Below are 19,951 nucleotides of genomic sequence, written 5' to 3'. Positions count from 1 at the left end.
GCGGTCATGGTGGCGTCGAGGATCGCCGTGCCGGGGCGCGGGCTGGTGCCGCCCGGGGAGCCGGTGCTGCGCGGCGACGACCGGGGTGTGCTGCACGGCGACGGGCTCTTCGAGACCATGCACCTGCGGGGCGGGCGTCCGTGGCTGCGCGACGCCCACCTGGCCCGGCTGGTTCAAGCGGCGACGGCCGTCGAGCTTCCCCTGCCCCCCACCGACGTGCTGGTCGGCCTGCTGGAGACCGTGAGCGCCGGCTGGCCGGCCGAGGTCGAGGGCGCGCTGCGGCTGGTCTGCACCCGAGGCCCGGAGGGCGGTGGCCCGCCGAGCGTCCACGCCACGCTGGGCGAGGTGCCGGCGGCGACCCGGGCGGCCCGCCGGGACGGGATCACCGTCGCCACCCTGCCGCTCGGCGTCGCGGCGCGGGCCCGCGCCGCACTCGACTGGCTGCCCGCCGGGGTCAAGTCCACGTCGTACGCGGTGAGCACCGCCGCCCGCCGCTGGGCGGCCCGCAGCGGGGTGGACGACGCGCTCTGGGTCTCCTCCGACGGGTACGCCCTGGAGGGCCCGACCGCCAACCTGGTCTGGCTGGCCGGCGACACCCTCCGCACCGTGCCCGCCGCCGAGACGGGCGTCCTGCCGGGCGTGACCGCCGCCTGGCTCCTCGCCCACGCCCACGAACTGGGTCTACGCGCCGACGAGCGCCTCGTCACCCCGGCCGAGCTGCACTCCGCCGACGGCGTCTGGCTCACCTCGTCCGTCCGTGGCCTGGCGGAGGTCCGCACCCTGGACGACGTCCCGCTGCGCCGCTCCCCGCACACGCCGGCCCTCCAGTCCCTGCTGGGCTTCCCCCTCCCCTGACCGGGGAGGGGCGACGGGTCGGGCGGGTCAGCCGGCCACGCGGGTGAGGCGGGCGGAGAGGTGCGGCGAGAGGCCGTGGCCGACGGCGGCCATCTCCTGGGCGTAGAGCAGCGCGCCCTCGACGATGCCGAAGAGGCGGTGACCGGCGGTGACCTCCTTGGCGGTCGCCGTCCGGACCACCGCGTCGGTCACGAACTCGAGCTGGGTGCCCTTGCGCTTGCCGATGTGCAGCTCCATGACCCCGGTCGGCGTGGTCATCAGCGCTTCCAGCTCGTCGGTGACCCGCTCGCCGTCCATCACCGGCCGCCACCAGCCGACCTCACGGCCCGCCGGACGGACCGGCCGGCTCTGCTCGTCCAGGATCCAGGCGCGCGACTCGTAGAACAGGAACGGCCGGCCGTCGTGGCTGATCCGGATCTCCTGGGCGTAGTCGAAGTCCTCGATCGTGGGGAAGCCGCCCCGGCCACGGCCGCGCCACACCCCGACGTACGGCAGCAGGCCGTCCAGCGACGGGTGCAGCTTCGGGCCGACCCGCAGGTCGTGGCTCTCCTCGTAGGGGTACGGGTCGACCGGCGGCGCGTTCAGCCACGGCGGCGGCTGCAGGGGGTTCTCGTCGCTCACCGGTTCACTCCGCCTCTCCTCGTTCGCGACTGCGGGGCTCGCAAGACCGGCTCACTCCTCGCGCTCACCAACGTCCTCTCGATATGCGTACGGCAAGGTAGACCAGGCCACCGGCGAGCGCGCCCAGGCCGGCGACCAGCAGGCTGACGAACCCGATCTCGGTAACCATCGCGACCATCCTATGCTGGGCCCCATGGCCCGCACTCTCGTCGTCAAGGCCACCGCCGGCGCGGACGCCCCCGAGCGGTGCGCCCAGGCATTCACCGTCGCCGCCACCGCGGCCGCCGCCGGGGTGCACGTGTCGCTCTGGCTGACCGGGGAGTCGACGTGGTTCGCGCTGCCGGGCCGGGCGCAGGAGTTCGAGCTGCCACACTCGGCCCCGCTGGCCGAGCTGCTGCACGTGATCCTCACGACCGGCACGGTGACCGCCTGCACCCAGTGCGCCGCCCGTCGGGACATCGGCCCGGACAACGTGCTGCCGGGCGTCCGCATCGCCGGCGCGGCGGTCTTCGTCGAGGAGGCGATGGCCGAGGGGGCGCAGGCGCTGGTCTACTGACCCTCGCCCCTCGATACCGTCCCGGCACTTCGGGCGAATGCCTACGATTCAGATGTGACCGAGGCGACGGAGCGGTTCTTCGAATCACTGCCGGCGCGCGCCCCGCAGGTGCTGCGCAGTCCGGTCAGCGGGACGATGCAGATCGACCTCGCCCGGGGCAACCAGACGGTGCACTGGCTGGTCCGGCTTCAGCTGGGCGCGATCGACGTCAGCCGCAACCGGGGGCCGGCCGACGCGATCTGGTACACGAGCGAGGAATTGTTCGACCGGCTCGTCACCGGCCGGACCCAGGCGATCTCGAGCGTGCTGCGCAACGAGAGCAGCTTCAGCGGCGAGGTCGTGCTCTTCCTGGCGTTCCGCCGGTTCTTCCCCGACCCACCCGGCACCCGGGATCCCCGCGAGGTCGTCCGCGAGCAGGCCGGACGGCTGCGGTGAGGGAGTCGGTCAGCATCCTGGACGGCAACACCTTCCTGGTCAGCGACCGGCACGGCGACATCGAGCCGTCCCTCGACTTCCCGACGGGGCTCTTCTCCTTCGACACCCGGTTCCTCTCCACCTGGGTGTTGACCCTCGACGGCGAGCGGCTGCACGCGCTCAGCGTCGACGACGCGGAGTCCTTCCGCACCCGCTTCTTCCTCGTCCCCGGCGAGCCGACCCACTACCTGGACGCGAAGGTGTCGGTGATCCGGCGCCGGTCCATCGGCGACAGCTTCGAGGAGGAACTGACGCTGCTCAACCACGCCGGGAGGGAAACGGAGTTCACCGTCCGGTTGGACATGGGGGCCGACTTCGCGGACCTGTTCGAGATCAAGCACGTCCGGCAGAAACACGGCCACACCACCGCCACCGTCGGCGACGACGAGCTGCGCCTCACCTACCGCCGGGAGAACTTCCACCGCGAGACGGTGATCAGCTCCAGTGCGCCCGCGCACGTCGAGGTGTCCGGCATGACCTTCCGGATCCGCCTCGCCCCGCACGGCGAGTGGCGCACCCGGCTGCGGGTGGCCACCGTCGTCTACGGGGCGCGCGGCGAGGACGTCCGGGCCAGCCTGCCGCTCTACGGGGGCAGCCGCACCTCGGCCGCGATCCGGGCCGAGCACGACGAGCTGATCGCCCGGGCGCCGAAGCTCGGCTGCGACTGCCAGCCGCTGGCCGGGGCGTACCGGCAGAGCCTGGCCGACCTGGCGGCGCTGCGCTACGAGTCGATCACCCTCGGCGTGCGGCTGATGGCCGCCGGGCTCCCGTGGTTCATGACCCTGTTCGGTCGGGACAGCATCATCACCTCGCTCCAGGTGGTGCCCTTCCTGCCGGAGCTGATCCCGGCGACGATCTTGATGCTGGCCGGCCTCCAGGGTTACCGGATCGACGACTTCCGGGACGAGGAGCCGGGCAAGGTCCTGCACGAGCTGCGCTACGGCGAGACGGCGGGCTTCGAGGAGCAGCCCCACTCGCCGTACTACGGGTCGGCGGACTCCACCCCACTGTTCGTGATCCTGCTCGACGAGTACGAGCGGTGGACCGGTGACGCCGGGCTGGTGCGGCAGTTGGAGGCCCAGACCCGCGCCGCGCTCGCCTGGATCGACACGTACGGCGACCTGCTCGGGACCGGATACCTGTGGTACCAGACGCGCAACCCGCAGACGGGGCTGCAGAACCAGTGCTGGAAGGACTCCTGGGACTCGATCTCCTACCACGACGGCCGGCTGCCCGGCTTCCCCCGCGCCACCTGCGAACTCCAGGGGTACGCGTACGACGCGAAGATCCGCGGCGCGCGGCTGGCCCGGACGTTCTGGGGCGACCCCGCGTACGCCGACCGGCTGGAGCGGGAGGCGGCCGAGCTGAAGATGCGGTTCAACCGGGACTTCTGGATCCCGGAACGAGAGTTCTACGCGCTCGCCCTCGACGCCGACGGCCGGCACGTGGACGCGCTCAGCTCCAACATGGGGCACCTGCTGTGGAGCGGCATCGTGGACGAGTCGCGGGCCCACCGGGTCGCCGAGCACCTGCTGGGCCCGCGGCTCTTCTCCGGCTGGGGCGTACGGACCCTCGCCGACGACCAGGGGCGGTACAACCCCGTCGGCTACCACGTGGGGACGGTGTGGCCGTTCGACAACTCGATCATCGCCTGGGGCCTGTGGCGGTACGGGTTCCGCCGGGAGGCCAGCGAGATCTGCGAGGCGATGCTTGCCGCGTCCCGGTTCTTCGGGGGGCGGCTGCCGGAGGCCTTCGCCGGCTACGAGCGGAGCCTCACCGAGTACCCGGTGGAGTACCCGACCGCGTGCAGCCCGCAGGCCTGGTCGGCGGGCACCCCGCTGCTGCTGCTACGGGTGATGCTGGGGCTGGAGCCGCAGGGCGAGCACCTGATCATCGATCCCGCCGTGCCCGAGGGAATGGGGCGGGTCGAGCTGCTCGACATCCCCGGCCGCTGGGGTCACGTCGACGCGCTCGGGCGCAGCCGCAGCCCGCACGACCACGCTCCCGGCCACTGACCGCCGGTCTCAGGCCGGACAGCCGGTGGTGGCGGAGAGGGCGACCCGGTCACCCGAGAGACCGGCGATGACCATGACGCCGCCGCGCCGGTAGGCGTACGCCTCGGGGGTTTGCAGCATCGGGACGCGGGCGACGGGGGCCAGCGCGGCGGCCAGGGACGGCGGGGCCGGGACGGCGGCGGCGCGGGCGGTGCGGGCGGCGCCGCCGGCGGGGCAGGGCGCGACGACCACCTCGGGGGCCGCTCCGGCCGGGCCGCCGAGGGCCCGCAGCGCCACCGCCAGGGCCTCGGTCTCCGCGCCCGTGGTGCCGGTCGCCGGCGCGGCGTAGCCGTCGCCGATCGGCCGGCAGCCCGTGTCGGCGGTCAGCCGGACCCGGCCGTCCCCGGCGACCGTGCCCTCGACGGTGACGAACTCGCCCGCGTCGGCGCGCAGCCGGGGGCCGGCATCCGAGGTCACCCGGACGCCGGCCCGCCAGTGCCCGGGGAGCCGGTCCGCGACCCGCTCCAGCAGGGCCCGCTCCAAGCCGACGGGGACGAACACGTCCACCCCGCGGGTCAGGATGGCGCCGTCGGCGAACGGCGTGACCCGGCAGCCCCGCTCGATCTCGGGCGGGGTCAGCACGGCGGTGTCGCCGGCCGCCGCGACCAACTCGCCGGCCGCGCGGTCGACGACCGGGCCGGCCTCGGCCAGGCTGCGCTGCTCCCGGACGGTCGGCGGGTCGTCCCGCACCGACGCCCAGGTGAGCACCGTCAGCAACACCGCCCAGGCCACGGTGGCGGCGAGCAGCCAGGGCAGCCACCGCCGGGACGCCGGCCGGTCGGGACCGGTGGGCGGGGCCTGCCCCGCCGCTACGACACCGTTCACGACGCCATCGTGTCACGCCGGTGGAACGCGCCCGGAGACGGTCGTGGCCCGCCCCCTCGGCGAGGGGGCGGGCCACGGGCCGATCGGAGCGTGGGTCAGGAGGCGACGGTGACGGCGACCTCGTTGATGCCCCGGCTGGCGGTCACGGCGGTGTCGCCGTTGCCGTGCCGGGAGAGCGCCCGCAGGGTCCAGGTGCCCGGCGCGGCGAAGAACCGGAACTGGCCGGCCGGCGAGGTCACCACCTCGGCGGTGAACTCACCGGTCGAGTCGAGCAGCCGGACGTACGCGCCCGGCACGGCCTCGCCCGCGTGGGACCGGACGACGCCGGTGATCACGGTCTCCTTCTCCAGGTCGAGGCTCGCGGGCAGCGGGGCGGCCTGGTCGGGAGCGGCGCAGCCGGCAGCGGTGGGTGCGGTCATGGCTCAGGCCTCCCCGGGCTCGTCGCCGAGCGCGACCGGCACGCCGACCAGCGAGCCGTACTCGGTCCAGGATCCGTCGTAGTTCTTCACGTTGCGGTGCCCGAGCAGCTCCTGGAGCACGAACCAGCTGTGCGAGGAGCGCTCGCCGATCCGGCAGTACGCGATGGTCTCCCGGCTGTCGTCCAGCCCGGCGTCGGCGTAGATCTTGCGCAGCTCGTCGTCGGACTTGAAGGTGCCGTCCTCGTTGGCCGCCTTCGACCACGGCACGCTGATCGCGGTGGGGATGTGCCCGGCCCGCTGCGCCTGCTCCTGCGGCAGGTGGGCGGGGGCGAGCAGCCGGCCCGCGAACTCGTCGGGGCTGCGCACGTCGACCAGGTTCTTGGTGCCGATCGCGGCCACGACCTCGTCGCGGAAGGCCCGGATGGAGGTGTCCGGCTCCTGCGCCACGTACTGCGTCGCCGGGCGGGTCACCGCGTCGGTCACCAGCGGGCGGGCGTCCAGCTCCCACTTCTTGCGGCCGCCGTCGAGCAGCTTCACGTCGCGGTGGCCGTAGAGCTTGAAGTACCAGTACGCGTACGCGGCGAACCAGTTGTTGTTGCCGCCGTAGAGGATGACGGTGTCGTCGTTGCCGATGCCGCGCTCGGAGAGCAGGGCCTCGAACTGGCTCTTGTTGACGAAGTCCCGGCGCACCTGGTCCTGCAGGTCGGTCTTCCAGTCCAGCTTGATCGCGCCGGCGATGTGGCCGGTGTCGTAGGCCGAGGTGTCCTCGTCGACCTCGACGAAGACGACGCCCGGGGCGTCGATGTTCTTCTCGGCCCACTCGGCCGAGACGAGTGCGGTGTCGCGACTCATCAGATCACTCCCTGGTGAGGATGGATGGTGAGCCAACGCGCGGAGAGCGATGAACATGACTGTCGCACCACGCGCGGGACCCATAGCGAGAAACGGATCACGGGTTCGTGCGACGGCGCCGCTGCCGGGCGTTCGGTGGGAGAGCACCGGGGGTACGCGGACCCTGAGTGCCGCTGGCTGCGCCAGGCAGCCGAGGACAGCCCCGCCGTCAGATGACGGGGCGACACAGGCAGGTGGCCACGCGGCACAGGTCGACCGCGCGCCGTTTGGTGAGGAGCGTCCCCATGGGCAGGGAGCCTATCAGCCACGCCCGATGACGCCACCGGACCGACCAGCATCCGGGACGCCGCCGCGCCACCGGCCCGTCACTCCCGGTCGCGTCGCCCCCGCGCTCGCGCCGGCGGGCGGACCGCCGGCGGCTCAGCCGGCGGCCGAGTTGATCGGCACGTTCTTCGCGTCCGCGGTCACCGCCAGCCCCTCGGGCAGCGGCCGGACCTCCCGGATGGCGAGCTGGAACGGCAGGTCGGGCAGGGGTACGTCGACCGAGATGCTCTTGGCGTAGTTGTTGAGCATCGCCCGGGCCAGCGGCACGTTCGGCAGCCCCTCGGCGTTCAGGTCGTTGAAGCGCAGCGCCACCTGCCCCTCCTTGCCGACGATGATGTCGGCGGTGCCGGTCACGGTGAGCCGCTGGCCGAGGATGTCGACCGGGGCGGTGACGGCGAGCCGGCCGCCCTGCTCGCCGAGGGTCAACCCGGGCCGGTCGAGCAGCTTGGCGAGGCTGTCGTAGCTGATGGTGCCGGTGCCGTCGACCGTCTCGGCGACCACGTCACCCTGCCCGGAGCGGATCGTGTCCAGCGACGCGCGGACGTTGCGGGCGTCCACGTCGAGCTTCGGCAGCGCGACCACGTCGCCCTGCACCGGGCCCTGCACGTCCCGCAGCCCGATGGAGATCCGCTCGTACCGGCCGTCGAGCACCTGGGTGAGGAACGGGAAGCCGCCGACCTCGACCTCCGGCGCCGAGGACTGCGCCCCCTGCTTGGCGACCTCCTGCCGGATCTGGTCGGCGATGGCGCGCTCGGCCACCCCGGCCGCGACCCGGTCGGCCACGACGAGCAGGCCGCCGACGACCAGCAGCAGGACGACGAGGGTGACGAGCACCTTGCGCCCGCGTCGACGGGGCCGCTCCTCGTACGTGTGATCCTGCGCCACGCCGCCTCCTGTCGTGAGTGCCCGGGGTGCCGCGTAGCGGCCTATCGGTGGTACCCGGACGGGGAAATCCTCAACCGCGCGTCAGAGGACCAGCTTGCACATGGCGTACGCGGCCGGCGCGGCGAGGGCGAAGCCGCCGAGTGGCCCCTGCATGTGCCGGGCCACCCACATGGTCGGCGGCTCCCCCGCCATCAGCCGGCCCGCCTCCGCGTACCCCACGGCGAGGTCGGCCAGCACGGCGGCGACCGCCGCGACCAGGCCGATGATCGCGGCCCTGGTGGGGGTGAAGGGCGTCACCAGGTAGCTGCCGAGGACGGCGCTGACCAGCGTGCCGACCATGGCGCCGCCGACCACGCCGGCCGCGCCCCGGGGCACCTGCGGTGCCAGCCGTGGCCAGGGCGCCACCGCGTCGGTGAGCCGGGCGACGGTGAGCGCGACCCCGCTGGCGGTGAGGCAGACGGTGATGGCCTGGGTGCCGGCCGGGATCCGGCTGAGCGTGATCAGGGTGGCGAAGGCGACGACGCCCACCACGATCAGCAGGGTGCCGCCCAGGGAGTCGGTCACCCGCACGCGGTCGACCCGCCGGACGAGTTGGCCGAGCACCCCGAGGAGGAAGGCGCCCGCCGCGACGTAGCCCAGCGGCGCCAGTCCGGCGACGTCCGTCTGCACGGCGGCGGCGTCGGCCGCGACCGCGGCGGCCACGCTGACCAGGGCGACCAGCAGCAGCGCCGGCGGCCGCATGGCCATCGTCCAGGCCAGCACGAAGAGCAGTTGCACGCCGAGGACGATGCCCGCGAACGGCAGCCGGTGGCCCGGGCCGGAGGTCTGCGCCCCGAGCACCAGGCCGATGCCGAGCAGGACCGCGAACCCGGCGACGGCCAGCGCGAGCGGGCGGCGCACCTCGACCGGCTCGACCACCTCCTCGTCCGGCTCGGCGTCCGCCTCGTCGTCGGGCCGGCGCGGCGGCTCGCCACCGCGGCGGGCGCGACGCGGCCCGCCGCGCTCGCGGCGGGCGCCGTCGTCGTCTGGGGCCGGCCCGGTGCGCGGCGCCGGCGGCTGGCCACGGGACGGGCCCGACGGCCCCGGGCGGGGCCCGTCGGACCACGGGTCGCGGCCGGTCTCGGGCGAACTGGAGGGAAACACGCCCCGATCGTGCCAGACCGGCCGGCCGGCGCGGAGGTCACGGTTTCGGCAACGTTAAAACCTGAGGCGCGATCATGGGCAAGCCGGGCAAACGGGAAAGGACGCGGAGGTGACGCCGGGGCCATCGGTTACGCTCAAGCCGCTACCCGCCCGTCAGCGACGCCGGGACCCACGCAAGTTCATCAGCGCCACACCCCCTGCGGAAAGCGCTGGTCGCGCGCGGCCGACGGCCGCCGGGACGGAGGTGATCGTGGAGATCCTGCTGCTGGTGACCGCACGCGCCGGCGAAGCATCCGCTGTGCTGCCGGCACTCGACCTGCTGCCGCACTCGGTCCGCACCGCGCCGCGCGACGTCCGCACCCTGGTGGCCGGCCCCAGCCCGGACGCGGTGCTGGTCGACGCCCGTTCCGAGCTGAGCGAGGCCCGGGCCACCTGCCGGATGCTGCACGCCACCGGGCTCGGCGTGCCGCTGGTCGCGGTGGTCACCGAAGCCGGGCTGATCGCGCTCAACGCGGACTGGGGCGTCGACGACGTCATCCTCGCCTCGGCGGGCCCGGCCGAGGTGGAGGCCCGGCTGCGGCTGGCGGTCGGCCGGCTGAGCAACGCGACGTCCGGCGCCGGCGGCTCGATCCGCGCCGGCGAGCTCACCATCGACCCGGACACGTACGCCGCGAAGCTGAAGGGCCGGCCGCTCGACCTGACCTACAAGGAGTTCGAGCTGCTGAAGTTCCTGGCGCAGCACCCCGGCCGGGTGTTCACCCGGGACCAGCTCCTGCGGGAGGTCTGGGGCTACGACTACTTCGGCGGCACCCGCACGGTCGACGTGCACGTCCGGCGGCTGCGGGCGAAGCTCGGCTCCGAGTACGAGTCGATGATCGGCACGGTGCGGCAGGTGGGCTACAAGTTCGTCGTGCCGCCGCCCCGGTCGCTGCCGGAGTCGGAGCACGCCCCGCTGCCCGTCTGACCCTCCTCCCCTTCCGGGGAACTATTCGCGTACGCCACCTTTGGCATAGCTCGTCGGTTTTAGTCTGACTGCCGGGTTTGCTAGCAAAGGGGGGCGGCGGCGTGCGCATCGACCACGGGGGCAACGGTTCGGCACGGACAGGCACGACTATCCGGGACCCCTCCGCCGTGCGCGCCGTCGGCATCGTCGTGCTGGTTGTGACCGCCCTGCTGGGCACCGCGTACGCGCTCGGCCGCAGCCTGGTCCCCGACCGGCCCGCCTCCGACGTGACGACCAGCACCGGCCAGCACTACGCTGACCAGCCGCCGACGGACGACCCCGACCGGCCCACGCCCGGCGACGACCGGAGCACCGGGCCCGCGGTGGCCGGGCAGGACGGCGCCAGCCCGAGCGGCACCCCGAGCGGCACCCCGACCGCGGCCGACGGGCCGTACGGCACGCAGACCACCAGCGGCACGTCGCAGGTCGCGCTGACCTTCGACGACGGACCGGACCCGCAGTACACCCCGCAGGTGCTCGCCCTGCTCCGCGAGCACCACGTCCGGGCCACCTTCTGCGTGGTGGGCGAGAACGCACAGAGCCACCCCGACCTGATCCGGGCGATAGTGGCCGACGGGCACACCCTGTGCAACCACACCTGGAACCATGACGTCACCCTCGGTCAGCAGTCGCCGAACGCCATCCGGGCGGACCTGCTGCGTACCAGCGAGGCGATCCGGGCGGCCGTGCCGAACGCCCCGATCGCGTACTACCGCCAACCCGGCGGAGCCTGGACCCGCTCGGTGGTGTCCGTGGCCCGGGAACTCGGGATGACCCCGCTGCACTGGACGGTCGACCCGGCGGACTGGGAGACGCCGGGGGCCGACCGGATCGCCGGGATGGTCCTCACCAGCGTCGAACCCGGCTCGGTCGTGCTGCTGCACGACGCCGGCGGCGACCGACAGGGCACAGTGGACGCGCTGCACGAGATCCTGCCGGCCCTGACCAGCCGGTTCAAGGTGGCGGCGCTGCCCAACGGCGCGACGTGAGGCTCGGCGGACCGCCCGGCGTGGTCGCCCGCCCGGCCCGCCGGCGTGACCCCCGCTACACCAGCCGGCGGGCCGGTTGAAGGTCGGCGGGACCGGCGGCCGACCGGACTACGGTGACGACATGAGCAGCGCCGCACCGACCAGCCAGCAGGTGACCCGGACCGACCGCCTCAGCCCCGCGCAGATCGCCGACGTACTGGCGCTCGCGGGGGCCGCCGGCGACACCGACGGGGCGGACCCGTTCGACGAGCACGTCCTGCTCCGGCTGCGGGACCCGGACGCGGCCGCGGTGCACCTGACCGCCCGGGCCGCCGACGGGACGCTGACCGGGTACGCCCACCTGGACACCACCGACGGCGAGGCCGGGACCGGCGTGGAGTTGGCGGTGCACCCGGCATACCGGCGGCGCGGGACGGGACGGGCGCTGGCCCGGGGCGTGCTGGCGGCGGCCGTCGGCCCGCTGCGGGTCTGGGCGCACGGCGACCACCCGTCCGCCGCCGCCCTCGCCGTCGACCTGGGCCTGCGCCGGGCACGGGTGCTCTGGCAACTGCGCCGGCCGCTGACCGCGCCGATCCCCGAGCCCCGACTGCCGGACGGGGTGACGCTGCGCGCGTTCCGGCCGGGTGACGACGACGACGCCTGGCTCGCCCTCAACGCGCGGGCCTTCGCCGAGCACCCCGAGCAGGGCCGCTGGTCCCCCGCCGACCTGCGGGTACGCCTCGCCGAGCCGTGGTTCGACCCGGACGGCTTCCTGCTCGCCGTCGAGGCGGCCACCGGCCGGCTGGTCGGCTTCCACTGGACGAAGGTCCACGAGCGCCCCGGCTCGGCCCGGATCGGCGAGGTCTACGTCCTCGGGGTGGACCCGGCGACGCACCGGGGCGGGCTGGGCCGGGCGCTGACGGCGGCCGGCCTGGCGTACCTGCGGGACCGACGGGGCCTGGACCGGGTCATGCTCTACGTCGACGAGTCGAACACCGCCGCGGTGGCCCTCTACGAGCGGCTCGGCTTCGCCCGCTGGTCCGCGCACGTGAACTACCAGTCGGCCTGACCGACACCGGCCGGGCCACACCCCGTCGGTGGTCGCGTGACGTCCGTGCCTGGATGTCGGTTGTGCGGTACGGCTGTGGCGAGGCGTCCGCAAAGCGGCGTTGTGAGGCGTCGGCGTGGCTTTGGGGTGGTGTCGGCTGCGGGGTGGCGACCCGTCGACCCGCTGTCGGCAGATCCGGGTGGGTCGGGTGGCGTGGGCGCTGTCGAGCTGCCCCATCTGTGGGACCATCCGTCACGCCAAGCTCGGCCGTCTGCGGCGGCACGTCTGCCCCATCTGTGAGGGCAGCTCGACAGCGGCCGGGCGGCGGCACCCGTGAGGTCCGGTTGTGTCCGACACGCCCGGGCCAGCGGGTCACCGGCGGATAACGGCGGCGCGTCGGCGAGATAACGGCCTACCGGAAAAATCCCCATACTTCCGACAGGGGCATCCGAGTTCACTTAACGGACAACTCACCCTCAGCGAGCGGTCACCTGCACTGCCGCACCTGTTCACCTCGCGTTCACGTGCGACCGGCGAACCGGCTACCTGGCGCTCCTAACTTTTGGACCAGCCGGTCAGCGCCGGCACCCCGGGCCCCCAATCCGGGTGCGAAGTCAGACGTGAAGGGAAACCCCTCAGGTGAAGCTCCAGCGGCACGGCACTCTCGCCTGCCTCGCTCTTACCGCGACGCTCGCTCTCAGCGCATGCGGCTCGGACAACAACGAGCCCGCGAGCAGCGCCTCCGCCTCCGGGTCGGCCGCCGCCGCCGACTGCGCCACCGGCACGCTGAACGCCCAGGGCTCGTCGGCGCAGAAGAACGCCATGGACGAGTGGATCAAGGCGTACCAGCAGAAGTGCTCCGGTGCGAAGATCAACTACGAGCCGTCCGGCTCGGGCGCCGGCATCCAGGCCTTCATCGCCGGCACCGCCGACTTCGCCGGCTCGGACTCCGCCCTCAAGGAGGAGGAGCAGCCGCAGGCCAACGCCAAGTGCGTCGGCGGTGCCGCGATCAACCTGCCGATGGTCATCGGCCCGGTCGCCATCGCCTACAACGTCAACGGCGTGGACAACCTCCAGCTCAAGCCGGCCACCCTGGCGAAGATCTTCGCAGGCAAGGTGACCAAGTGGGACGACCCGGCCATCAAGGCCGACAACCCGGGCGCCACCCTGCCGTCGACCGCCATCAACGCGGTGCACCGCTCGGACTCCTCCGGCACCACCGACAACTTCACCGACTTCCTCGCCAAGACCGCCGCGTCCGACTGGACCTTCGGCAAGGCCAAGGAGTGGAAGGCCCCGGGCGGCACCGGTGCGGCCAAGTCGGACGGCGTGGCCAGCGCCATCAAGGGCCAGGACGGCACCATCGGCTACGTCGAGTGGTCGTACGCCGAGAACGGCGGCCTGAAGACCGCCAAGGTCGGCAACGGTGCGGGCGAGTTCGCCGAGCTGACCGCCGAGTCGGCCGGTAAGACCATCGCCGGCGCCGAGGTGGTCGGCCAGGGCGACGACCTCAAGATGAAGATCGACTACAACACCAAGGAGGCCGGGGCCTACCCGATCGTCCTGGTGACCTACGAGATCGTCTGCACCAAGGGCCTCGCCGCCGACAAGCTGCCGCTGGTCAAGGGCTTCCTCGGCCACGCCGCCAGCACCGCCGGCCAGGCCGACCTCACCGAGCTGGGCTACGCCCCGCTGCCCGAGTCGGTCCGCACCAAGGTCGAGGCCGCGGTCAAGAACCTCGCCTGACCCGCCTCACCGACACCATCACCACCACCTCAACTCGAAGCGAGCGAGCAGATGGGTGAAACCCCTCAGCGCTCGGCCGACGCCGGCACCGGCGGGACCCGCGTGACCAAAGGTCACGAGCGGCCCGCCGGTGCCTCGGCGCGTCTGGCCGAGCCACCAGTCAGCACCCGTACCCCGGACGGAGCCGGGCTGGGCGGCGGTGGCGCGCTGCCCCGGGCCCGGGCGTTCGGCGCAGAGCGGGCCTTCCGGGGCCTCACCCTGGCCGCCGGCGTCGCCGTCCTGGTCATCATCGCCGCGATCGCGGTCTTCCTGATCGCCAAGGCCGTGCCGGCGCTGCGGGCCAACACCGAGGGCTTCTGGACCTTCGAGGGCTGGTTCCCGAACGACGCGGAGCCGAAGTTCGGCATCGGGGCGCTCGCCTTCGGCACCGTGCTCAGCTCCGCCCTGGCCCTGCTGATGGCGGTGCCGGTGGCCCTGGGGATCGCGCTCTACCTGTCCCACTACGCGCCGCGCCGGCTCGGCACCACGCTGGGCTTCCTGATCGACCTGCTGGCCGCGGTGCCGAGCGTGGTCTTCGGCCTCTGGGGCCGGGACGTCTTCATCAACCCGGTCCGGGACTTCTCCGCCTGGCTGAACACGTACTTCGGGTGGATCCCGATCTTCGGCGGCGACGGCCCGTTCGGGAAGTCCATCATGCTGGGCGCGCTGGTCCTGGCGATCATGGTGCTGCCGATCATCACGTCGCTCTCCCGCGAGGTGTTCCTGCAGACCCCGACCGCCAACGAGGAGGCCGCCCTCGCCCTCGGCGCCACCCGCTGGGAGATGATCCGCACCGCGGTGCTGCCCTACGGCCGCCCCGGCATCGTCGCCGCGGTGATGCTCGGCCTGGGCCGGGCGCTCGGTGAGACCATCGCCCTGGCGATGACCCTCGGCATCACCTTCAACATCTCGTTCAACCTCATCGAGAGCGGCGGCAACACCATCGCCGCCAACATCGCCAACACGTTCGGCGAGGCGAACGACACGGGTCGGGGCGCGCTGATCGCCTCCGGTCTGGTGCTCTTCGCCATCACGCTGATCGTCAACATCACGGCGCGGGCGATCATCCACCGCCGCCGGGAGTTCACGGAGTCGGCCGCATGAGCGAGCGTCAGCGAGCGAATCATCGTCACAGCGCATCGGTGCCTCATGGCGCCACGGAGCGAAGCGGAGTGGCGGCATGAGCACCACCGTCACGTCGCACCGCACCCGCCCGCCGGCCCAGCCGCCCACCCTGAAGGCCCGGCGGCTGCCGAGGTACGCCGCACCGGCCATCGCGGCGGCCGCGCTGCTGGTCGCCGCCGCGGTCGTGTACGGCGCCGGCATCGGCGGCCCGGTGCTGGTCGTGGTACTCGGCGCGGGGCTCTACCTGGTCGGTCTCTTCGCCGCGGCGAACGCGGTCGAGGGGCGCCGGTCGGCGCGCAACCGCACCTGGAGCGCGCTGATCCACTCCGCGTTCGTGCTGGCCGTCCTGCCGCTGGCCTCGGTGGTCTGGACGCTGGTCAGCAAGGGCGCCGAGCGGCTGGACGGCGACTTCTTCCTCACCTCGATGAACAACATCGGCGCCCGCGACCCGAACGGCGGGGCGTACCACGCGATCGTCGGCACGTTGCAGCAGGTCGGCATCGCCGCCCTGATCACCGTCCCGCTCGGCATCCTCTGCGCGATCTACGTCGTCGAGTACGGCCGGGGCCGGTTCGCCTTCGCGATCCGGTTCTTCGTGGACGTCATGACGGGCATCCCGTCGATCGTCGCCGGCCTGTTCGTGCTGGCGTTCTGGGTGCTGATCGTCTCGCCGTGGTTCAACGACGGCCGGCCGAGCTTCTCCGGCTTCGCCGCCGCGCTCGCGCTGAGCGTGCTGATGCTGCCCACCGTGGTCCGCTCCACCGAGGAGATGCTGCGTCTCGTCCCGGCGCCGCTGCGCGAGGGGGCGTACGCCCTCGGCGTGCCGAAGTGGAAGACCATCCTGCGGGTCGTGCTGCCCACCGCGCTGCCGGGCATCGTCACCGGCGTCATGCTCGCCATCGCCCGCGCGGCCGGCGAGACCGCTCCGGTGCTGCTCGTCGCCGGCGGCGGCGCGGCGATCAACTTCAACCCGTTCGAGAACAACCAGTCGTCGCTGGCCCTCTTCGTCTACCAGCAGGCGGGCGACGCGTCCCGGTACGCGCCGGCGCGGGCGTGGACGGCGGCACTCACCCTGGTCGCCCTCGTGCTGATCCTGACCGTCGCGGCGAAGCTGCTGGCCCGCCGCAACCGGCTCGGCCGATGAACCCCGGAGGTACCACCACCATGGCCAAGCGCATCGAAGCCTCGAACGTGACCGCCTACTACGGCGCCTTCAAGGCGATCGAGAACATCAACCTGACGGTCGAGCCGAAGACGGTGACCGCCCTGATCGGCCCGTCCGGCTGCGGCAAGTCCACCTTCCTCCGATCGATCAACCGGATGCACGAGGTGCTTCCCGGCGCCCGGGTCGAGGGCAGCCTCACCATCGACGACCAGGACATCTACGACCGGGACGTCGACGTCACCGCCGTCCGCCGCATGATCGGCATGGTCTTCCAGCGGCCGAACCCGTTCCCCACCATGAGCATCTTCGAGAACGTGGTGGCCGGCCTGCGGCTCAACGGGGTCCGCAAGAAGTCGATCCTGGACGAGGCGGCCGAGAAGGCGCTCCGCTCGGCCAACCTCTGGGACGAGGTGAAGGACCGGCTCGGCAAGCCCGGCGCCGGCCTCTCCGGCGGTCAGCAGCAGCGGCTCTGCATCGCCCGGACCATCGCGGTCGAGCCGCAGGTGGTGCTGATGGACGAGCCCTGCTCGGCGCTCGACCCGATCTCCACGCTGGCCATCGAGGACCTGATGTTCCAGCTCAAGGACAAGTTCACCATCATCATCGTCACGCACAACATGCAGCAGGCCGCCCGCGTCTCGGACCGGACCGCCTTCTTCTCCATCGAGAAGACCGGCGACCCGGGCCGCCTGATCGAGTACGACAACACGCAGAAGATCTTCAGCAACCCCGGGGTGAAGAAGACCGAGGACTACATCACCGGCCGCTTCGGCTGAGCCGGCCCCGTCCCCGCCCACCGGCGTCCCGTCCCCGTCCCGGGCGGGGCGCCGTCGGCGTCTGCGCCCCCGGCTCCCGACCCCGACGGCCGTCGGCCGACCCCCGTCCCGTCGGTCCGGGACCCGGGCGCACGGCAGTGCCGGCACACGGCGGCGCGGGTGCGGCGGTCAGGCCAGCACGAAGCGGGGTTCGCCGTCGTCGGGCACGTCGAGGCGCGGGGTGACCGGGGTGGCGGCGTCCCGGGTCGCCGCCGCCGCGGCGACGCCGGCCAGGTCGCCGCCGGCCGCCACCTGGGCCAGGGTCACCAGGGTCGGCGGCAGCATGGTCAGCTCGCCCGCCTCCGCCCGGGCCAGGGCGTCCGCCGGGCGGATCCACAGGGTGTGGTCGGCCTCGCCGGAGACGTCCCGGGTCCGCTGCCCCTCGGGCAGGAGGGCCACGAAGAAGTACGTGTCGAAGCGGCGCGGCTCGAACTCCGGCGTGATCCACCGGCTCCACGGCAGCAGCAGGTCCGATCGGAGGGTGAGCCCGCGCCGGGCGAGCAGGCCCGCGAAGCCGCCCCGGCGCTGCTCCAGCGCCACCCGGTCGGCCTCCCAGTCGTCGCCGCTCACGTCGCCCACCACGGCCCCGGCGTCGGGGCCGGCGAGCAGGACTCCGGCCTCCTCGAACACCTCGCGGGCGGCGGCGCAGACCACCGCCTGGGCGGCCGCCGGGGTCAGCCCCAGCCGCTCGGCCCAGCCGGCCGGCGTCGGGCCGGCCCAGTCCAGGTGTGCCTGCGAGTCCGAGGGGTCGACTCCGCCGCCGGGGAAGGCGTACATCCCGCCGAAGGCCATCGCGGCGACCCGTCGGATCAGGTACACCTCGAAGTCGTCGCCGGCCGGGCGGAGCAGCAGCACGGTGGCCGCGACCCGGGGCGCCGCCGGGGTGGCGCCCTCGGCGCGGAACCGGCGGGCGTGCTCCACCAGCGCCGGGGGTGCGGGGAAGCCGTCGGCGTGGATCGTCATGCGCCGAGCCTAGTTCCTGTCTCACGGCCGGCCGGGCGGTGCTGCCGGGAGCCGTGTAAGGAAGGGCTCCTTGTTAACGCTATGCGTTAACAAGGGGCCCTTCCTTACACGTCAGCTGAAGAGCGGGCGGGCCAGGAAGTACATCAGGGCGCCGATCGAGCCGGCGGCCGGGAAGGTGAGGATCCACGCGCCGACGATGTTGCCGGCCACGCCCCACCGCACGGCGGAGAGCCGCTTGGTGGCGCCGACACCCATGATCGCCGAGGTGATCGTGTGGGTGGTCGAGATCGGGGCGCCGAGGACCAGCGCGTTGAAGTAGAGCACCGAGCTGGCCACGGTCTCGGCCGCGAAACCCTCCGGCGGCTTCAGGTCGATGATCTTCCGGCCGAGCGTCCGGATGATCCGCCACCCACCGGCGTACGTGCCGGCGGCCAGCACGGCCGCCGAGGTCCAGAACGCCCACTCCGGGATGAAGCTCGGGTCCTTCTGGTAGCCGCCCACGTAGAGGGCGAGCACCACGATGCCGATGGTCTTGGCGGCGTCCTGCATGCCGTGGCCGACCGACATCGCGGCGGCCGACGCGGTCTGCGCCCAGCGGAAGCCCCGGTTGAGCTTGCCGGGGTGACCCTTCCGGAAGATCCACTGCACGGCGATCATGACGATGTAACCGAGCAGGAAGCCGACCATCGGCGAGAGGACCATCGGGATGATCACGCTCTCCCCGATGCCGCTCCAGAGCACGGTGCCGGACGCGGCGACGGTCGAGCCGACCAGTCCGCCGATCAGCGCGTGCGACGAGGACGACGGCAGGCCGAAGTACCAGGTGATCAGGTTCCACACGATCGCGCCGATCACGCCGGCGAAGACGATGCCGAGGCTGGCCTGCCCGGTGGGTAGTTTCACCAGGCCGCTGCCGACGGTCTTGGCCACCTCGGCGCCGAAGTGGGCGCCGATGAAGTTGCCGACCGCCGCCATGGCCAGGGCCACCCGGGGTGTGAGCGCCCGGGTGGAGATGCTGGTCGCGATCGCGTTGGCGGCGTCGTGGAAGCCGTTGGTGTAGTCGAACGCCAACGCCACCGCGATCACCGCCAGCACGGCGATGAGTTCGGGGCTCACAGGATCAGGACTCCTTGACCGCGATGGTCTCGACGGTGTTCGCCACGTGCTCGAAGGAGTCGCAGGCGGCCTCCAGCTCGTCGGCGACCTCCTTCATCTTCAGCACGGTCAGTGCGTCGTACTCGCCGGAGAAGAGGCGGACCAGCAGCATCCGGTACGCCTGGTCGCCGTCGTTCTCGAGCCGGTTGCACTCGATCCAGTAGTCCTCGAGGTCCTTCATCGACTTCAGCCGCGGCATGGCCTCTGCGGTCAGCTTCGCCTGCGCGTCGAGGACGTTGATCAGCTCGTGCATCTCCCGGGGCAGCGACGGGATCTTGGTGAGCCCGTAGAGGTAGAGCAGGTTGCCGACCGCCTCGAGGTGGTCCATCACGTCGTCCAGCAATGAGCCGAGCCGGTAGATGTCCTCCCGGTCGAACGGCGTGATGAAGGTGGAGTTGATCTTCTTGTAGAGCTCGTGGGTGATCTGGTCGCTGTCGTGCTCCACCTCGGTGAGCCGCTCGCTGACCGACTGCACCTCCACACCGGGCAGGGCCAGCTCGTTGAGCAGTTCGGTGCCCTTCACCAGGTTCTGCGCGGCCCTGGTGAAGAGCTCGTAGAAGGCGCCCTCGTTCGGGCGGAAGGAAAACTTCACAGCACGGACCTCGTCGTGTCGGTGGAAGGGTACGGCCGCCCGGAGGGATGCCCGACTGGGAATGCTAGGAAACGACGGAAGCGGGAATTCCGCGGCCTCCCCCTGGTCAGGCCACATTCATCGGTCGTTCACCTGCCGTTCACCTATGACGTTTCCCTCAGATCCCAGCAGCCGCTCCCGTTCCCGCCGGACGTCGAAACCGGCAGGCGGATACCCCAGATCGAGGGGTGCCGAACGTCTCCCTGAGCAGGTGCGCGACCGCCCGGTCGCGGTACCACTCGCGGTCCGCCGGCACCGCGTACCAGCCCCGCCCCGTCGAGGCGG

General features: G+C 72.7%; 22 protein-coding genes. 11 read left to right on the top strand and 11 right to left on the bottom strand.

Annotation, left to right across the window (positions count from 1 at the left end):
* Positions 1–6 precede the first annotated feature (6 nt).
* Complete coding sequence (locus ACGF5G_RS19890) at positions 7–855, top strand: aminotransferase class IV (protein WP_393264708.1); 849 nt, start codon at positions 7–9, stop codon at positions 853–855.
* Positions 856–882: 27 nt separating this feature from the next.
* Here the strand turns inward: ACGF5G_RS19890 and ACGF5G_RS19885 are convergent, their stop codons facing one another.
* Both ACGF5G_RS19885 and mtfM read right to left on the bottom strand, forming a co-directional pair.
* Positions 883–1,476, bottom strand: coding sequence for an FABP family protein (locus tag ACGF5G_RS19885; protein ID WP_350706942.1), 594 nt, complete (start codon positions 1,474–1,476; stop codon positions 883–885).
* A gap of 64 nt (positions 1,477–1,540) precedes the next feature.
* Positions 1,541–1,645: a small membrane protein MtfM gene (gene mtfM, locus ACGF5G_RS19880; RefSeq protein ID WP_267897534.1), complete on the bottom strand. Its 105-nt coding sequence runs from the start codon at positions 1,643–1,645 to the stop codon at positions 1,541–1,543.
* Between the two features lie 12 nt (positions 1,646–1,657).
* On the opposite strand from mtfM, the gene ACGF5G_RS19875 reads away from it, so the two are divergent.
* The 3 genes from ACGF5G_RS19875 to ACGF5G_RS19865 are packed head-to-tail and all read left to right on the top strand — an operon-like array spanning position 1,658 to position 4,521.
* Complete coding sequence (locus ACGF5G_RS19875; RefSeq protein WP_393264705.1) at positions 1,658–2,032, top strand: DsrE family protein; 375 nt, start codon at positions 1,658–1,660, stop codon at positions 2,030–2,032.
* Between the two features lie 54 nt (positions 2,033–2,086).
* Positions 2,087–2,467 carry an SCP2 sterol-binding domain-containing protein gene (locus ACGF5G_RS19870; RefSeq protein WP_393264702.1) on the top strand — a complete coding sequence of 127 codons (381 nt, stop codon included), beginning with the start codon at positions 2,087–2,089 and terminating at the stop codon, positions 2,465–2,467.
* Positions 2,464–4,521: a glycogen debranching N-terminal domain-containing protein gene (locus ACGF5G_RS19865; protein ID WP_393264700.1), complete on the top strand. Its 2,058-nt coding sequence runs from the start codon at positions 2,464–2,466 to the stop codon at positions 4,519–4,521. The genes ACGF5G_RS19870 and ACGF5G_RS19865 overlap by 4 nt, the downstream gene beginning before the upstream one ends.
* 9 nt (positions 4,522–4,530) lie before the next feature.
* Here the strand turns inward: ACGF5G_RS19865 and ACGF5G_RS19860 are convergent, their stop codons facing one another.
* The 6 genes from ACGF5G_RS19860 to ACGF5G_RS19835 form a co-directional block, all read right to left on the bottom strand.
* Entirely contained in the window at positions 4,531–5,385 is an 855-nt protein-coding gene (locus ACGF5G_RS19860; RefSeq protein ID WP_393264698.1) for a hypothetical protein, read from the bottom strand.
* A 95-nt stretch (positions 5,386–5,480) separates the two neighbouring features.
* On the bottom strand, positions 5,481–5,804 hold the full coding sequence (locus ACGF5G_RS19855) for a DUF1416 domain-containing protein (RefSeq protein ID WP_393264696.1): 324 nt from the start codon (positions 5,802–5,804) through the stop codon (positions 5,481–5,483).
* A 3-nt stretch (positions 5,805–5,807) separates the two neighbouring features.
* Positions 5,808–6,656: a sulfurtransferase gene (locus ACGF5G_RS19850; RefSeq protein WP_357696311.1), complete on the bottom strand. Its 849-nt coding sequence runs from the start codon at positions 6,654–6,656 to the stop codon at positions 5,808–5,810.
* Between the two features lie 208 nt (positions 6,657–6,864).
* Positions 6,865–6,942, bottom strand: a complete 78-nt coding sequence (locus tag ACGF5G_RS19845; RefSeq protein ID WP_311202345.1) for an Ms5788A family Cys-rich leader peptide — start codon at positions 6,940–6,942, stop codon at positions 6,865–6,867.
* A 134-nt stretch (positions 6,943–7,076) separates the two neighbouring features.
* A complete protein-coding gene (locus ACGF5G_RS19840) occupies positions 7,077–7,865 on the bottom strand; it encodes a DUF2993 domain-containing protein (protein ID WP_393264693.1) in 789 nt (262 codons plus the stop codon).
* An 81-nt stretch (positions 7,866–7,946) separates the two neighbouring features.
* A complete protein-coding gene (locus ACGF5G_RS19835; RefSeq protein ID WP_393264691.1) occupies positions 7,947–9,008 on the bottom strand; it encodes a hypothetical protein in 1,062 nt (353 codons plus the stop codon).
* Positions 9,009–9,252: 244 nt separating this feature from the next.
* On the opposite strand from ACGF5G_RS19835, the gene ACGF5G_RS19830 reads away from it, so the two are divergent.
* The 7 genes from ACGF5G_RS19830 to pstB all read left to right on the top strand — a co-directional run bounded on the left by ACGF5G_RS19830 (position 9,253) and on the right by pstB (position 16,878).
* Complete coding sequence (locus ACGF5G_RS19830) at positions 9,253–9,972, top strand: winged-helix domain-containing protein (protein WP_393264688.1); 720 nt, start codon at positions 9,253–9,255, stop codon at positions 9,970–9,972.
* A 167-nt stretch (positions 9,973–10,139) separates the two neighbouring features.
* The gene (locus ACGF5G_RS19825; RefSeq protein WP_393264685.1) at positions 10,140–11,000 is read left to right on the top strand and encodes a polysaccharide deacetylase family protein; all 861 of its coding nucleotides are present in this window, start codon (positions 10,140–10,142) and stop codon (positions 10,998–11,000) included.
* 121 nt (positions 11,001–11,121) lie between these two features.
* On the top strand, positions 11,122–12,048 hold the full coding sequence (gene mshD, locus ACGF5G_RS19820; protein WP_393264682.1) for a mycothiol synthase: 927 nt from the start codon (positions 11,122–11,124) through the stop codon (positions 12,046–12,048).
* A gap of 618 nt (positions 12,049–12,666) precedes the next feature.
* Positions 12,667–13,773 carry a phosphate ABC transporter substrate-binding protein PstS gene (gene pstS / locus ACGF5G_RS19815; protein ID WP_393264680.1) on the top strand — a complete coding sequence of 369 codons (1,107 nt, stop codon included), beginning with the start codon at positions 12,667–12,669 and terminating at the stop codon, positions 13,771–13,773.
* Positions 13,774–13,824: 51 nt separating this feature from the next.
* On the top strand, positions 13,825–14,916 hold the full coding sequence (pstC, locus tag ACGF5G_RS19810; RefSeq protein ID WP_393264679.1) for a phosphate ABC transporter permease subunit PstC: 1,092 nt from the start codon (positions 13,825–13,827) through the stop codon (positions 14,914–14,916).
* Between the two features lie 76 nt (positions 14,917–14,992).
* The gene (gene pstA / locus ACGF5G_RS19805; protein ID WP_393264677.1) at positions 14,993–16,081 is read left to right on the top strand and encodes a phosphate ABC transporter permease PstA; all 1,089 of its coding nucleotides are present in this window, start codon (positions 14,993–14,995) and stop codon (positions 16,079–16,081) included.
* Between the two features lie 20 nt (positions 16,082–16,101).
* Positions 16,102–16,878: a phosphate ABC transporter ATP-binding protein PstB gene (gene pstB / locus ACGF5G_RS19800; protein ID WP_350684604.1), complete on the top strand. Its 777-nt coding sequence runs from the start codon at positions 16,102–16,104 to the stop codon at positions 16,876–16,878.
* 168 nt (positions 16,879–17,046) lie between these two features.
* On the opposite strand, the gene ACGF5G_RS19795 is transcribed toward pstB, so the two are convergent.
* From ACGF5G_RS19795 to ACGF5G_RS19785, 3 genes are all read right to left on the bottom strand, one after another.
* Complete coding sequence (locus tag ACGF5G_RS19795; protein WP_393264675.1) at positions 17,047–17,880, bottom strand: NUDIX domain-containing protein; 834 nt, start codon at positions 17,878–17,880, stop codon at positions 17,047–17,049.
* Between the two features lie 111 nt (positions 17,881–17,991).
* Positions 17,992–18,996, bottom strand: coding sequence for an anion permease (locus ACGF5G_RS19790; protein WP_393264673.1), 1,005 nt, complete (start codon positions 18,994–18,996; stop codon positions 17,992–17,994).
* A 4-nt stretch (positions 18,997–19,000) separates the two neighbouring features.
* Positions 19,001–19,627, bottom strand: coding sequence for a DUF47 family protein (locus ACGF5G_RS19785; protein WP_350706910.1), 627 nt, complete (start codon positions 19,625–19,627; stop codon positions 19,001–19,003).
* Positions 19,628–19,951 lie beyond the last annotated feature (324 nt).

It is taken from the genome of Micromonospora sp. NPDC047730 (assembly GCF_043204765.1).
GTDB lineage: Bacteria > Actinomycetota > Actinomycetes > Mycobacteriales > Micromonosporaceae > Micromonospora.
This window is presented reverse-complemented; position numbering and strand designations above follow the sequence as displayed.

Bases quoted from the DNA above. Each gene is read 5' to 3' on its own strand.
- mshD (WP_393264682.1), top strand. From the start codon at position 11,122: ATGAGCAGCGCCGCACCGACCAGCCAGCAGGTGACCCGGACCGACCGC.
- pstA (WP_393264677.1), top strand. From the start codon at position 14,993: ATGAGCACCACCGTCACGTCGCACCGCACCCGCCCGCCGGCCCAGCCG.
- ACGF5G_RS19890 (WP_393264708.1), top strand. From the start codon at position 7: ATGGTGGCGTCGAGGATCGCCGTGCCGGGGCGCGGGCTGGTGCCGCCC.
- pstB (WP_350684604.1), top strand. From the start codon at position 16,102: ATGGCCAAGCGCATCGAAGCCTCGAACGTGACCGCCTACTACGGCGCC.
- ACGF5G_RS19845 (WP_311202345.1), bottom strand. From the start codon at position 6,942: ATGGGGACGCTCCTCACCAAACGGCGCGCGGTCGACCTGTGCCGCGTG.
- mtfM (WP_267897534.1), bottom strand. From the start codon at position 1,645: ATGGTTACCGAGATCGGGTTCGTCAGCCTGCTGGTCGCCGGCCTGGGC.
- ACGF5G_RS19850 (WP_357696311.1), bottom strand. From the start codon at position 6,656: ATGAGTCGCGACACCGCACTCGTCTCGGCCGAGTGGGCCGAGAAGAAC.
- ACGF5G_RS19855 (WP_393264696.1), bottom strand. From the start codon at position 5,804: ATGACCGCACCCACCGCTGCCGGCTGCGCCGCTCCCGACCAGGCCGCC.
- pstC (WP_393264679.1), top strand. From the start codon at position 13,825: ATGGGTGAAACCCCTCAGCGCTCGGCCGACGCCGGCACCGGCGGGACC.
- ACGF5G_RS19875 (WP_393264705.1), top strand. From the start codon at position 1,658: ATGCTGGGCCCCATGGCCCGCACTCTCGTCGTCAAGGCCACCGCCGGC.
- ACGF5G_RS19795 (WP_393264675.1), bottom strand. From the start codon at position 17,880: ATGACGATCCACGCCGACGGCTTCCCCGCACCCCCGGCGCTGGTGGAG.